This is a genomic window from Acetivibrio clariflavus DSM 19732 (assembly GCF_000237085.1).
GTDB lineage: Bacteria > Bacillota > Clostridia > Acetivibrionales > Acetivibrionaceae > Acetivibrio > Acetivibrio clariflavus.
In genome coordinates, this window is the sequence record NC_016627.1 from 2,409,892 (window position 1) to 2,424,590 (window position 14,699).

Consider the following 14,699-nt stretch of genomic DNA (forward strand, 5'->3'; position numbering starts at 1 on the left):
AAATAAAACACCACCATAAGATACCTTGTAAATTTCATCATAAAGCCATCATGCTTCAAGCAGACTACTATTGGTCAACTGTAAATATGACATCTCTATTGGTTTTTGCAACCTTCTCATAAAACTCCTTAATACATTCAAACCATTCCCACATATACTCAAAATCCTCTTCATTCAGCTCTTCTGCATAATCATCAGCAATTTGGTAATATAACTCCCTCAACTTCTCCTTGCTTATTGATGAGACTTCTTTTGCTATTTCCTTAACCAAGTCATTATTTTTTAATGATACATAGTAATACGGTTCAGTATTTAAAATCTCACCGCCGAAAATTATAGAATTTAAAGGTGCTTTCCCACCAAACAGTTCAAGTTTCCCATCAGCAAAGCATCTATGTATTGCATCCCAGGCCTTATCAGTCTCACATAACCAATCTTCATCCCATTCTTCCTCAATATTCTCTTGAATGTAATCAACCAATTCATCATCATCTTTACAATTTCTTAATTTTTTGGACTCAGACGGTTTAATTGCAAAAAGTACTCCTCGACAAGACATTTTTTAACCACCTTGTACAATTAATATTGTATTAAATCAGTGACCGAAGCCACTGTTCGACCCATTAAAATTCATTGTTAACATAACACTTCAAACTTCATTCTTTTCTAAACATCAAGCACATCATCCGGCTTCACATCTTAGCCATTTTGCCAGCAACTGTTGGCCTGAACCTTGACAATCATGTATAATATCTTCCGGACTTGGAAGGTGAGTGTTTCACCTCCTGGGACGGACCTTAGCGGGCCGATTACCCGTAAGAAAGAGTATTTATCCATTCCGGTAAGTCTACATGATTTGGCTGGTTGAGGCCAGCTCTTTGGCTGGTTCCTCGTGTCACATGCAAGGTTGTTTGCTTACATGGGAAGGAATGGAGGCTTTTAAGTCCATTAATCTTAAAAAGGAGGCATTTTAATGAATTTCAGACCCATTGCAGGAATTGATGTGGGTAAGTTCTTCAGTGAAATGGCGATTCTTTCTCCTACCAATGAAGTGGTTGCCCGCATGAAGATTCACCATGATTCCAATACCGACGTTGAAAGAGCCGTTGAATTGCTTAATAAAACGGAAAAAGATTTTGCTTCAAGGCCTTTCATAGTCATGGAATCCACCGGGCACTATCACAAAATCCTTTTCCATTCACTTTGTAAAGCTGGATTTGAGGTTTCGGTAACAAACCCCATCCAAACTGATTCTATCAAAAATATTGGAATCAGAAAAGTGAAAAATGATAAAGTGGATGCCCGGAAAATTGCCCTACTCTATAGATTTCAGGAACTTAAGTCAACCAACATCCCCAATGAGGATATTGAGTGCCTAAGGAGCCTATGTCGCCAGTACTACAAACTGAGTGATGAGCTTACCGCCTACAAAAACAGGCTTACCGGTATTGTTGACCAACTCATGCTTAACTTCAAGGATGTCTTCTCCAATATATTTTCAAAGGCTGCTATGGCTGTCCTGGAGGAGTATCCTACTCCTGCCCATATTCTTAAGGCTGACAGGAACAAGCTGATTTCACTGATTCAGAAGAAATCCCGCAAAAGTCTCAAATGGTCAACTGCCAAGTATGAGCTTCTGGTCTCCAAGGCCAGAGATTTTGCACCTCTGAGCATTCATAATGCCTCAAATGTTATTATGCTGGGCGTATATATCTCCATGATCAAAACCTTGGAAGAAAGCCTGGAGAAAGTCCTTAAGTCCATTCGTCTACTGATTGCTGAAGATATGGCGAAGGATATGCCCATGCTGGCATTGACGCTTGAACTTTTGCAGAGCCTGCCAGGTATAGGCCTTCTCTCTGCTGCTACTATTCTTGCGGAGATTGGAGACTTTTCAGCCTTTAAAAAGCCAGGCAAGCTGGTTGCTTATTTCGGCGTTGACCCCTCTGTCATGCAGTCCGGAGAGTTTACCGGCACACGGAACAAGATGTCTAAGAGAGGTTCAAGGCTGCTTCGCAGGGTGCTTTTCACAATTGCTCTTGCTAATATCCGTACCAAGCGGGATAAGACAGCTTGCAACCCTGTGCTGCTGGAGTTCTACCAACAAAAATGCCAGAGTAAGCCTAAGAAAGTAGCTTTGGGAGCTGTTATGCGCAAGCTTGTTTGTATCATCTTTGCTGTCCTAAGGGATAGGAAACCTTACCAGTTACGCAGCCCCCAGGAACACGCTCAAATGCTTGCAGCAAAGCATACAGCAGCTTGATAGTACTGTACTTGATGTTCAGTTTTCAAAGAGCAACTTGCTATTTTAGACCAGCTATTTTATGTCTACCTCACCTAGGTGGTCTTGTTGTCATGCGTTTCATTAACGTCAGGAGCCTAAAAAAATTTCTCAAAATTTTTATTATAAACTCTTGACTTTAATTAGCTGGTCTTTCTATCTAAAATAATCATTTTTATAAAAAATCAGCTCTTTCTTGAAGCAGAATTTTTCTTATCCTCTTTAAAATCCGTTTGCCCTCATTAGGTTCAAAACGATTATCCAAAAACTCTTTAACTTCCCGCAGAGTTTTCGGTCGATATCCCGGACCACCACACCCACAAGAATAATAAGTAATACCTTCTTGATATAATATCTTAACTTTTTTCCACTGTTTTAAATCACTATGTTTTGGTGCTTTAAAGTCATGCCCCATATTAGCCATTGGTTTTCTGCATTGAGGACATAGATATTTTCTATTTTTAGCATCCTGTTCCGATAATTCAACTGTTGACCTCTGCTTATAAGACTTTCTGCAATCAAAACATGCATAAATATCTTTATAAGGTCCATACATAGCATATCTGCACATAACATCAACCTCAGTTTTTACATTTAAAGGGAATAAACAGTACAATTTAATTCTTTTATTTAAATTATACAGGAAAAATCGGTTATTTTCTATGCCAATTTGAAAATTAATACTGTTACTTGTATACTCCTTTTACTGTTCTATATTTTTTCAGCACCAATAACATTATAAATAAAATGATGTTATAATAACTGTAGCAATGAATTTATAACCAAAAACATTATGTAAAAAATACTCTATTCAAACAGCGTATTGATCCCGATAAATAAACATTCATTGTATTATATACGGTTCATAAGTGATGTTGAAAAGATTACAGGTAATAAATTTGTTATATGAAAAGTACAAACATTATAGTTTCTACTGGAGGTAAAAATGGGATTGACTTATCGTTTTAAATGCAACAACTGTGAATATAATTTCTTTACATCCGGTCCTTGGGAATTCCGGTGGGACAAATACGGCAAAATAGAATATTGCGGTCATCCATTGGAGATAGAATCAAACTTGGAGTTGATGGTCTATATGGCCATCTGTATTGTGTAGAATGTAACTCTATGTCGGAAATTATTCTATTGGAATATAAAAAAAGAGTATTCACTATAGCTGATGTATGGGGTAGCCATACTGAACTAAAGCCCGGTTATTCTCACGATGAATTTAAGATGTATTTAAAGCAGAGTACATATGATTTCAAACTCAAAACTCCAAAAGCTAATCCTGATAAAAAAATCCGTTGTCCGCAATGTAATGTAACTAATATGCTCTTTTTAGTGCCATATCACCCTTTTGAAATGGATTGTTCCAAATGTAATATTGGAAAAATTCATCTCGGACCAATAAATATTTTATAAACTCAAATAAAACAACACTAATAAAGCCAAGTCTTTGAGCATTCTAAGAATTGAGTATATGCTCTGTAAACATAAATATTTCATTATTTCCAGTTCATTATGAATATATTAACATAATACTCATTCATCATTACTTATGTGATATTATATTTATATAATTATATCAATTTAACAGTATTGCATCTAGTAAATATAATCGCCAATCATTTCAACATCTTTACATTCATTTTATAAATAGAAAATAAGGGAAAGATTTAGTCTTTCCCAAATACAAACTCTAACGCAACTTTATCTCAATCCGCCAAATTACTCTATCTATCACATCAATTTTACTCTTCCAATACCAAGAATTTTACCTCCAAAATTAAGCTTAAATTCATACCCCTCTTTTATTGTTTCTTTTATGTATTCAAATTTATCACCATAAGGTAATTGTATAATAACTTCGTGCCATTCTCCCTTTTTGAGCGGTTTGTTAGCTAAAATTTTTGACATAACAAATTTTCCGTCCATGTTAAGTTGTGGCATCATTCCCGACCATCCATCACCTTTCATGGCACCACCATTTTCTTCATATAGATATATATCTGCCACAAATTCCAACATATTTGTTCCTCCATCTAATTAAAATACATGCTGTAAATCAATCAAGTTATTGTTAAATATTTCCAATAAATCTCCTGGTACTGTAAGTGAACCGCTCTTTAAAGTAAATGTATCCAATGGTGTAAAATCTAATTTTACAAATACATCTTTTGGTATTCTTGCTTTAAAAATTGCTGCCGATTCAGGAAGACTATCTGTTAATTCCAGTATTTCATCAAACGAGAAACCAAATTGCTTACCTGAATAAGCATGTTCAACAACATTGAATCTATTTGTATTAATAATATCGTAAAATTCATCAGGTCCAACAGCACGATAAAGATCTACATAGTCTGCGGGTGAATTCAGCATTCTTGAAACGTTTTCCGCAACTTTTGAGTAAGTTATTCCTTTAGCTGCATAGTCAGTTGTCTGTATTCCATATTTACTTAATGTTACGATATCAGAACTATTAAAGCCTCTATACAATAAATTTTCTAATGTATCTAAAGCCTTAACTCCCTCTGCTCTTGCAATTACATCAATAACCTCATCCGTAGCTCCAAGCTCTTTTAGTCTAGGTAAAATCTCAGCTACTTCCTGTAAAGCTTCTGTTCCTCCATGTTTTGCTATGTTTTCTACTAAGTCATCACCAAGTCCGGATCTTTTTAGTCCATCAATCAATTCATCCGCATGTTTTAACGCTCCTTCACCATTCAACTTAACAATGGCTTCAAGAATATCGTTACCATGCTTAGCCTGGAATTCAGCCAGTTCCTTTAAAGCATTTAATCCTCCACGTTTTGCAAACTTCTCTACAACATCATCTGCAATTCCAGATCTTTTGAGTGCATCGATCAATTCATCGGCATGTTCCAATGCTTCTTCTCCGCTTATCCTGATAATTGCTTCAGTTATTTCTTTACCATGCTTTGCTTCGAACTCTATAACTTTATCCATTTGTTTAAAGAGGCCTTCGAAGAGATTCTCTATAGCTGGAGCAAACTTTTTGATAATTTTAAATAATCCCATCGTGGCAAGCTCTACAAATAGATCCACAGCCAGTTTTTTAGCATATTTGAAATCGCCGGTTTCCCAATACATTATTATACTGTTAATTGTATCAAATACTGCATATAAACTTACCGCATATAAAGCAAAATATAAAATCAGCAGCAATGGATTAGTAGCAGCCATTATTGCCCCAACAAGTGTAATCACGTCAATTATTCCCAAAATCAGAGTTGCAATACCTATCAAAGTAACTATTACTGTCTTACCTATTGATCCCCCGGCAATTCCGCCGCTTATCATATAACCGGCACTACCTGTTTCAGGATCCATAACAATATATCCTGTTCCATACCAGTCATAATAACGGATTTCCTCTTGAGGAATAATTACTATTTTGCCGCTGTTTACAGAGTTTCTTATATCAGCTTTGACATTCGACGACACATTGAGTTCATTTATTTTATCAATATTATCCTTAGATATGGCATATACAGGAATACCTCTTGAATTAGCTTCCGATATAATCTTTATTGCCGAAACAGACGGAACTTTGAATATTTGTTCATGTATCACATGCTCCATGCTAGAACCGACTATACCGCTGTTGAGCATGTATGCTACTTCATTTTCTCTATTGTTATCAAGACTTGTAACTCCGGCTACATCATGATCTACATCTATATAGAAATACCCTCCGCTTACTTCGACAGGAACACCAAACATATATTTAACATCAGGCTGATATCCTGTCATAGCTTCACTTACCTGACGTACAGCAGAAACATTCATAGCTCTTGCTATCACAGAGTTTATGGCATCAAGCTGAGCAAAATATGCTTTACCGACACTATTTAAAATTTCCCCCATCACTTCGTCGGTGTATATATTGTTTTCTGTAGCAATATCTTTTACCTTTTCAATTCTTTCCTTAATTATATCCAATTCTTCTCCATCAATCTTTCCAAGATCAAGGGAAACACTGTAAATACCTCCGGCGATTACAGTATTGGTTATTTCTTCTGCCGGTCTACCTACATGCTTCATTGTTATTTTAAATTGCTGCTTATTTGCAAAACCGACTGCACTGCCTTCTGCTACAACTCTACCGTCTACTATGAGTTGAGGCTTTAACTGAATCATATATGTCGGTGTTTTATATAGTCCACCATAACTGTCAATAATACTTTTATCCTCAGCAGTAGCCGGTACCCATAAAAGTGTTATTCTCTTTCCATAAAGTTCAACAGCTTTGAACTCAACATTAAACTGGTTGCTTCCGCCATAACTCAGATCAAAAAGATCATTTCCGCTTATTGAAAATCCTATTTTTTCGCTGTCTGTATCGTAAATCTTATTTGTTTTTGCAATAGTTGTTACTACCTTATAAGGCAAAGATAGCTGAAGTACTCCCAGATTTTCCGGCTCAATCTTTTTACCCTTTAACAAATCTTTTAAATATGAGTCATCCAAATTGTTTTCTGACACATACTTTTCGATCTTCTTAGTTACTTCTTCTAAAAAAGAATCCATTTTATCAAAATTTACATTTTTTATTACGTCTCCATCTTCGGATCTGTCGGCATCAAGCGTAAACGCTTCTTTTATCTGTTCTACCGTAACTCCTGCAATCTCATTAAAATCCAATCCCTCAACCACTTCATACTGTTTGAAGCTCGGATCTAGGGGCATCCATATCCTGTTTCCTTTTCCTACTCCAAGTCTGTTATAGCTCTTATATGGCAGATAAGCTTCAACCCATACATGCTCGGTACGAACTGCAACAATTTTTCCTCCCGATACTACAGCTACCGTGGGATTTCCAAGAGCACCTAAAACCTTAACGGCTGCATCTGCATCCTGAGCTCCAGTCCATTCCATTGCCTGATCTATTGGTAATTCAATTGTACCTTTCACATATCTTGCAGGTATTCCTTTATATCTGAGCATGGCAATAAGGAGTGAAGCCTGATCGTAATCATTACCGCTCAATTGATTAAAAGTACCGACAGCACCCTTTCTTGAACCATAGTATGGTTCAAAGTCAATATTGTTACGTACATACTCATATATTTCTACAGGTGTATTAAAGGTATCAGCCAGTTTTTTAGCTTTTTCGCTTAAAACAGTCTCCGGTGTCTCTGCAAGATCTTCTTCAACTGATGTAGACGGTAATACCTCATATACCGCAGATCTGCTTTTCACCACAGATGTTGAAGAAGGCTCATTTCCGATAATGGGCTCCTCCGGCTTTATGCTTGCATTTTGATGAGGAAGCGAATTTCCTAGCGGCTGAGCCGGTTGTTCTTGTGAAACTTGCTTTTCAATCTCATCAAGCTTTATTTTTAGATCTTCAATGTTTCCTTCATCCAGCTTTTCATTATTTGCTATACTTTCCAAATCTTTGAATAATGTTGTGAAAGTATTAATTTTTGCATCTATTTCCCTTTTAAAACTTTCAAATCTTGCCTTAGCTATAGTCGCATTCAGCTTATCCAGTATACTTTTATTCTCAAGCAGTTCTTTAGAAATATCTTCCTTGATTTTTTCCAAACTGCTTATTGCATTCTTAAGCTCTTTCTTAAATTGTGCCTGGTCATTGTTTTCCAGACACTCTTTCATATTATTTATATGAGTACTCATCAAATCTGCAAAAGCACCCAGATTAGTAACAGTTTCCGGCCTTTCAAAGGGGATACCCGTTTCAACAGCCAACTTGTTTTCTACAACAGTTTCTAATGCTACAACTTGCTGTAATGGTAATCCGAAAGTAAGACAAAAGGCTATAATAATAAACATTGAAATTATTTTAATTGACTTTTTAATATTCATACAAAACCCCCCATTTTATAATATAAGCACTTTTCTCTAGAGTCCCATATATCCGTCATTACACTGCATTCTTGAAAGTCTGCAAAATGCAAACTTTCAAGAATAACAGTACTAATTTTAATGGATACAACCTTTCTATATTACTTCAGTATTATTTCATTATTATTCTCATCAAGGGTGACTTCATGGTCTCTTGCAGCTTCTTCAACCTGACCAAAGAACCAGTCTGTGGTCTTAACATCTTTAAAAGTAGGAGTCTCTACCAGCAATGGTCCTCTAAACAGCATTTTATTCACCATTGTAACTGCTTCTGAACGCTTTATATTTAACTGAGGTTTGAAAGTACCATCTTCATATCCCTCAATTATTTTAAATCTAACTATTTCTTCTATATAGTTCTGCGCCCAATGTCCTTTTATATCATTATAATTTTCCTCAAAAGGAGTTACATTTTTAAGACCATGGTATTTTGCTACGACTGTTGCAAACTCGGCCCTTGTGATTTTAGCTTCCGGCCGGAACGTGCCATCACCGTATCCTTCAAAAAGGCCTGCTTCTGTAACTGCTTCAATATATCGCCAAGCCCAATGACTATCTTTAACATCATTATAGGAACCCTTTCTAATTGACGGCAAATCTAGATCCATTATCTTTGCAAATATAGTAGCAGCCTCTGCCCGTGTAAGGTCATTCTCAGCAATAAACACTTCTCCCGGATAGCCTTTGATATAGGCTTTGTGTATAATATTACCCAATCTTGCAGTACGAGCCATAACCTTTATAGTTGAAGTATCATCTTCAGTATTTATTAAGCCAATATCTCCATATATTTTTGCAGTATTCTCAATTATCATTTCACTCTTGTTCAATTCCCCGATTTTTACTTTATAGACCTTATAAGCTGAACCTTTGCCCAAAAATCCAGGTATTTCCCATGTTATCGTATTTCCATCAACTTTGCCATCTCCGGCATCTGAAATTGTTGTACCTTCCGGTATCTCAGCAGTTATTTTTAAAGCTCCGGTTCCTGTTTCGAGTAAGTTCTTGTATTTAATTGTAAATGTTATTTCTTCGTTTTCGGTATACACTCTTTTATCTGCCAATATCGAAATCGCAACATCCACAGGATTTGCCAAAGGTATAGGCTCTGTTGGAACTACTACTGTACTCGGTTTTGGTGTAATCTTATCTTCTTTTTTTGTAGTTTTAGCTGGAGTTGGTTTTGGTGTAGCTTTGCCAACAACCTTAAATCCTGTACTACCCAATATTACAACCGTTCCGTCAGGTAACTCCACTTGGTAAGTTACAAGATATTCTCCCTCTTTCAATCCTGATTTGCTCCATGTTATTGTGTCGGATATAGTCTTCGTAATCGGCAATGATACATTATCAGCAATAGTATCAATAATCTGTCCCGTAACAGGGTTCTTAATTATAATTTCCCTTTTAACTGTATCAATGTCTGCGTTTCCTGTATTACTCAAAGTACGGCTGAATACTACACTGTCATCAGGTGCAATTATTTTCGGTGCAGCTTCAATTTTACCGACTACTCCAAACCTTGTTCCGTCTAAAGAAAGGATTTCAATTGTAGTAATACTACTGCAAATTGGTGCATTGTAATATACTTCACCATAGACTGTTTCATATACCGATGACTTCACATTGTAATATCCAGGCTCTGTATTTTCCGGCATCCAGCTTTTACTGATTCTTGACTTATTGCCCGGAAGAAGTTCTACCAACAACGTTTCATCGCTCCATATTAATTTGCCCTTTGAATCTTCTATTTTTGTTTGAACATGCAAATCGGAAAAAATAGCATTTTTACTTGTATTCGTGACAGTTTCAATGATATTGACCCTTTCGTTTGTATAATAAGAAAGCTTATCGGTACTTACTGAATTTTTGATCTGTCCATCGGGACTTACGGTAAATTCGCAATAGGCTGAAAACTCACTTATTTCGTTTTTCCAAGTAATTTTCACCTTATATCTTCCTGCAATAGTCTTACCTGTATTCCATTTAAAGTTCAAATCCTTTGCTTCATTAGCTTCCCAATGCATTTTTATATTGTCTTCTACCACATCGACAACATTGTCTTTAGAATCAACAATTTCTACCCTTCCTACAAAATCTGCTTCAGTATTGGTAATATTTTTAGCTGTAGCATTAATATCAACAATTCTATCCGGTAAATATTGCTCTTTGTCTGTAGAAATTACAGTACGAATTGCCGATGCAACTTCATCAGTTACAACATCGATATTAATCTTGTATGTAGCATACTTAACACCATTGCCATCTATTGCATCAAGAGTATAGGTATACAAACCTTTTTTTGTACCCAACGGCACTTTGATAAAAATTTCAAATGGTACTACAGTATTTGTTTTTCCGGAATATGATTCCGGAGTAACTTTGTATATCCATTCCTCTCCACCTACAGATGGAACCAGAGTAAGATTTTCTATATCAGTAGCTGTTAAACTGTCAGTTATTGCTTTAACAACTTCACTGGCCAAATTTGAAGAGTTGGTATTATACATCTTACCACCAGTCAATCCAGACCAATAACTCCAGTAGTTACCATAATTTCCGTTAGTTTGACAAGCAAGAAGCACAATATTGTTTGCTGCCATTTCTGCAAGAACTTCCTGAAGATCAAGATCATCCTCTGTTCCCGGCAAACCGTCACGCCCAAGGTCTGTTCCTGTATTATAAACTCCTGTTAAGCCTGGAACACCTTCATTAATATTGTTATCATGAGGAATATTATCACCAAAGTTCACAAAAATTTTCTTTGAACCATTTCTCCAACCAATATTCGGATCAGCATAGCTTTCATAAAGAACTCTTGTATAGGACTCTGGGCCATCTCCTCCAGATCCAAGTCTCAAAGAATTAATTGCGTCAGATACAGAAGCTATGCTATCTGTAAGCGCACAATTAAGCATATATGGATAATCACTTGAATAACCATAAGGATAATCCATGTAAGAGACAACTCCATAATTTATATCAACACCTAGCTTGTTAAGTTCAGTCATTATTTCCTTTGCTCTTGTCTTTGCAGTATTTAATATGCCTCCCATACTTCCTGTCAAGTCAAAGGAGAATATTACATCTGCTTTTGGCGGAAGTTCGGGTATTAAAACTCTCAAGGTTTCAGAAACTTCCTCACCCTGCATGAGAGTATAATCAAAAGTCTGTGAATCTGCTAAAGGCAAAACATTAAAAGTATCCTGTCCTTCAGCTATTTTTTCGGTACCGTCAAATACTAATGACTTTATAATATACTCTCTTTCAGATGAAACATCCGGCTCAAATGTAATTCCCCCAACTATAGGCATCGGGTCTTCAAAATCAAATAATACCATTTTACGTTCAATTTCTATTAACTTATCTTCACTGTATACTGCCGTACATACCTCAACCTGTTTGTTAATGTTTGAGAGGTTTTCCACAGCAATATCTGCTTTTACCTTTACAGGTTTATCCACACGTGTAAAATGTGGTGCTAAAGAAACAATCACATTCCCTGCTCTAAAACCTGAATTAATAAGAAAACTCTTTTCAAGCTTTGCCATTACACGTCCCGAGGAATTGTCCTTAACAATTGCTTCCACCCAATATTCCCCTTCAGGGTTATTAGCTGTGTTCCATGACAAAGCACCGTTTGAAGGCAACAATATGGCTGTTCCATCAGGTTTCTTAATAAATACAAATAGTTTTGAGTCAATGTTATCAGTTTCTATATCAACATCAATATCAAAAGATTCATAAGGATTATAACTATAGGATTCAAATTTTTCTCCCTCATCTCCAACTGTATAAAGCTTTATGTAATTAATTTGTGCAACCGGCAAAAATCTTCTCTCTTTTAATGCCTTTGCGGCAAGCATAGTTATGTACGCATCATCATACCAACTTCCATTTTCATTCTGAAGTGCAATTAAGATATCTTCCAATGTTTTTACAGGCTCTGTCCCCACTGTAAGTAACACAGCCCTATATGCTAGAAGTGTATCCTCAATAAAGTTTTCATCAGTTCCCCATGTACCGTCAGCACCCAAATTTGATTCGAGATAGGATCCAGCTCTTATCATGGCTGATTCAAGACTTGAAGAAGTGAGTCCCGTTACAGTAATAAACTGATTTAACAGTATTGCCACCTCAGCAGTTAAAGCTAAGTTGCCTTCACTACCTCTGACAACTGACCAACTTCCGTCAGAGTTTTGATTGTGTATCAAATAGTCGATTCCCTTCTTTATAGAATTAATATCAGAGTTTTGCTCAATGAGGGTTTCAAGAATTTTTACGGTATCAGGCACATTGCTTTCATAGTTTTTTGTTATGCCCCAACCGCCATCTGGCTTTTGAGATGTAATTAAAGAATTGATAATTTCATTACGATGTTCTTCTTCTAACGCTCCTGCTATTAATGCAGAAAAATAGTTGTTGTTACTTTCTACTTTTAGTGATCTTAAGTAAACTTCTGCTTTACTAACAGAGTCACTGAAAATTCCTTCCTGCTTAAAATATCTGCTGATTTCTGAAGTATAAAATATACTGTCAGAATAAAAATCAGCATTCCACTTCCCGTCAGTGTCCTGAACTTTAGCAAGCCACAAATTTGCTTTACTTACTGCATCAATCATCTCATCAGTCTCTGAAGCCATCACATTCAATGCAGATGAAAGCATAATAAATACAGATAACACAGCAGATATTATTTTTCTGCCCAATTTAATTTTTTTGTACATAATTAAATTGTACCCCCCTATAACTTGATTAAATAATTATTAACTCACAAACTTTATACACAATTATTACCATATTACCCCTTATAAGTCAATTTATATTTTTATAAAAACTTCAAATCGAATTTGATTTTTACATTATTACCTGTATTCACCGAATTTCCAACATAAAAAAGAATTATACATAACAAAAACACCCGTCTTAAAAGCGAGTGTTTCTGATAATTTTATTGAGCAAGTCTATAAGCCGGGTTCTGTATTCGATAGTCATCTATCTAGACTTTACATTACTGTAAAGTTCAAGCCACCTACCCGGGACTAGCGGGCCACCTTAACGTCCCTCTTGCGGTGTTGCTCCAGGTGGGGTTTACATAGCCGGCAAGTCGCCATGCCGCTGGTGAGCTCTTACCTCACCTTTCCACCCTTGCCATGCCGGAAAACGAATTTCCAACAGGCGGTATATCTCTGTTGCACTATCCTTGAAGTCGCCTTCACCGGGGGTTACCCGGCACCCTGCCCTATGGAGCCCGGACTTTCCTCATGTACAACCTTTCGGTATCATACACGCGACTATCTGACTTACTCAAATTTTCTAAAAAAGCTGCAAGGTATTAACCTTTTCGCTTTTTCTCTTTTACAAATACGAGACTCAATGTAAATAACATTATAACCCTAACTGTTTTATAAGTCAAATGTATTTAAACGGATCTTTTTCCACATCGTTACTTAACACTTCCAAATCCTTAAACTTCTCTTTTAAAATGTCAACCAGGGCCGGCAATACAACCTTTTCAGTATTAAAGTGGCCGGCATCAATGACACACATACCCATTTGCATCATATCTAAAGCATCGTGATACTTTACATCTCCTGTAACCAAAACATCAGCCTTTGATTTAACAGCACCCATAATTTCATTGCTGAAACTTCCGCAGAAAACCGCAACCCTTTTGACTTTTTTATCAATATCACCTATAACGCGTACTTTTTGAACATCTAGACTGCTTTTTACCGTTTCTGCAAACTCATTAACTCCGACAGCCTCATCTGTTTCACCCACAAATCCAAATCCATATTCCTTGCCTGAAAGCTCAAGGGGATATATGTCATAAGCCACCTCTTCATAGGGATGAACACTAATCATAGAACTTACAACCTTGTCAAGTATACTTTCGCTTACCACAGTCTCTATCCTGTATTCCTCTACCTTCTCAAGGTTTCCTTTAGTACCTATATACGGATTGGTTCCCTCTAAGGGTTTGAAAGTGCCAATACCCTCAGTACTGAATGTACAATCACTGTAATTTCCAATCCATCCGGCACCAGCATTGCCTAAAGCCTCTCTCACTGCATCAACACTATCTTTGGGTACAAATACCGCAAGTTTTAATAATCGTTCGGATTTATAACTTTTGAGAATTTTTAAGTTCTTAAGTCCAAGAGCACGGGCTAGTTGTTCATTTACTCCTCCGTTGGTTACATCAAGATTGGTATGTGCGCTGTAAACATTTATCCCCTTTCGGATAAGGTCAATTATCATTCTGCCTTTTAAATCATCCGTATTAATTCTTTTCAGTCCCTTAAAAATAAAAGGATGGTGCGAGACAATCATGTTAACATTGTTTTCTTCTGCAGCTTGTATAACCTCCGGAGTAACATCAAGACAGACCATTACTTTTTTTATCTCATCCTCACGGTTTCCAATCATAAGTCCTACATTGTCCCAATCTTCCGCCAATTTCGGTGGCGCATATTCTTCCATAAATTTGACTATATCTCCGCATTTAACAGCCATTTTATCA

The 14,699-nt window shown here is 36.5% G+C and carries 9 protein-coding genes and 1 other RNA gene; 3 read left to right on the forward strand and 7 right to left on the reverse strand.

Translation table 11 applies throughout. The annotated features are described in order from the left end of the window. Positions 1 to 67 precede the first annotated feature (67 nt). Positions 68 to 559, reverse strand: a complete 492-nt coding sequence (locus CLOCL_RS10240) for a YfbM family protein (protein ID WP_014255279.1) — start codon at positions 557 to 559, stop codon at positions 68 to 70. Positions 560 to 973: 414 nt separating this feature from the next. On the opposite strand from CLOCL_RS10240, the gene CLOCL_RS10245 reads away from it, so the two are divergent. Beyond that, a complete protein-coding gene (locus tag CLOCL_RS10245) occupies positions 974 to 2,263 on the forward strand; it encodes an IS110 family RNA-guided transposase (protein WP_014254024.1) in 1,290 nt (429 codons plus the stop codon). Between the two features lie 193 nt (positions 2,264 to 2,456). Here CLOCL_RS10245 and CLOCL_RS10250 read toward each other — a convergent pair whose 3' ends face one another. Continuing rightward, positions 2,457 to 2,852, reverse strand: a complete 396-nt coding sequence (locus CLOCL_RS10250; RefSeq protein WP_014255280.1) for a hypothetical protein — start codon at positions 2,850 to 2,852, stop codon at positions 2,457 to 2,459. 375 nt (positions 2,853 to 3,227) lie between these two features. Between CLOCL_RS10250 and CLOCL_RS22525 the strand changes: the two genes are divergently transcribed. Further along, a complete protein-coding gene (locus CLOCL_RS22525) occupies positions 3,228 to 3,398 on the forward strand; it encodes a hypothetical protein (protein ID WP_014255281.1) in 171 nt (56 codons plus the stop codon). Between the two features lie 11 nt (positions 3,399 to 3,409). Continuing rightward, entirely contained in the window at positions 3,410 to 3,706 is a 297-nt protein-coding gene (locus CLOCL_RS10255; RefSeq protein WP_041715075.1) for a hypothetical protein, read from the forward strand. Positions 3,707 to 4,024: 318 nt separating this feature from the next. On the opposite strand, the gene CLOCL_RS10260 is transcribed toward CLOCL_RS10255, so the two are convergent. The 5 genes from CLOCL_RS10260 to CLOCL_RS10275 all read right to left on the reverse strand — a co-directional run bounded on the left by CLOCL_RS10260 (position 4,025) and on the right by CLOCL_RS10275 (position 14,692). Further along, the gene (locus CLOCL_RS10260; RefSeq protein WP_014255282.1) at positions 4,025 to 4,312 is read right to left on the reverse strand and encodes a hypothetical protein; all 288 of its coding nucleotides are present in this window, start codon (positions 4,310 to 4,312) and stop codon (positions 4,025 to 4,027) included. Positions 4,313 to 4,330: 18 nt separating this feature from the next. Then, positions 4,331 to 8,134 carry a transglutaminase-like domain-containing protein gene (locus tag CLOCL_RS10265; protein WP_014255283.1) on the reverse strand — a complete coding sequence of 1,268 codons (3,804 nt, stop codon included), beginning with the start codon at positions 8,132 to 8,134 and terminating at the stop codon, positions 4,331 to 4,333. A 140-nt stretch (positions 8,135 to 8,274) separates the two neighbouring features. Next, positions 8,275 to 12,900, reverse strand: a complete 4,626-nt coding sequence (locus tag CLOCL_RS10270; RefSeq protein ID WP_014255284.1) for an S-layer homology domain-containing protein — start codon at positions 12,898 to 12,900, stop codon at positions 8,275 to 8,277. A 224-nt stretch (positions 12,901 to 13,124) separates the two neighbouring features. Then, positions 13,125 to 13,483: RNase P RNA component class A (gene rnpB, locus CLOCL_RS21370), an RNA gene on the reverse strand. Positions 13,484 to 13,585: 102 nt separating this feature from the next. Beyond that, on the reverse strand, positions 13,586 to 14,692 hold the full coding sequence (locus CLOCL_RS10275) for a Nif3-like dinuclear metal center hexameric protein (RefSeq protein WP_014255285.1): 1,107 nt from the start codon (positions 14,690 to 14,692) through the stop codon (positions 13,586 to 13,588). Positions 14,693 to 14,699: the final 7 nt, after the last annotated feature.

Bases quoted from the DNA above. Each gene is read 5' to 3' on its own strand.
- CLOCL_RS10265 (WP_014255283.1), bottom strand. From the start codon at position 8,134: ATGAATATTAAAAAGTCAATTAAAATAATTTCAATGTTTATTATTATA.
- CLOCL_RS10260 (WP_014255282.1), bottom strand. From the start codon at position 4,312: ATGTTGGAATTTGTGGCAGATATATATCTATATGAAGAAAATGGTGGT.
- CLOCL_RS10275 (WP_014255285.1), bottom strand. From the start codon at position 14,692: ATGGCTGTTAAATGCGGAGATATAGTCAAATTTATGGAAGAATATGCG.
- CLOCL_RS10240 (WP_014255279.1), bottom strand. From the start codon at position 559: ATGTCTTGTCGAGGAGTACTTTTTGCAATTAAACCGTCTGAGTCCAAA.
- CLOCL_RS10255 (WP_041715075.1), top strand. From the start codon at position 3,410: ATGTCGGAAATTATTCTATTGGAATATAAAAAAAGAGTATTCACTATA.
- CLOCL_RS10270 (WP_014255284.1), bottom strand. From the start codon at position 12,900: ATGTACAAAAAAATTAAATTGGGCAGAAAAATAATATCTGCTGTGTTA.
- CLOCL_RS10250 (WP_014255280.1), bottom strand. From the start codon at position 2,852: ATGTGCAGATATGCTATGTATGGACCTTATAAAGATATTTATGCATGT.
- CLOCL_RS10245 (WP_014254024.1), top strand. From the start codon at position 974: ATGAATTTCAGACCCATTGCAGGAATTGATGTGGGTAAGTTCTTCAGT.
- CLOCL_RS22525 (WP_014255281.1), top strand. From the start codon at position 3,228: ATGGGATTGACTTATCGTTTTAAATGCAACAACTGTGAATATAATTTC.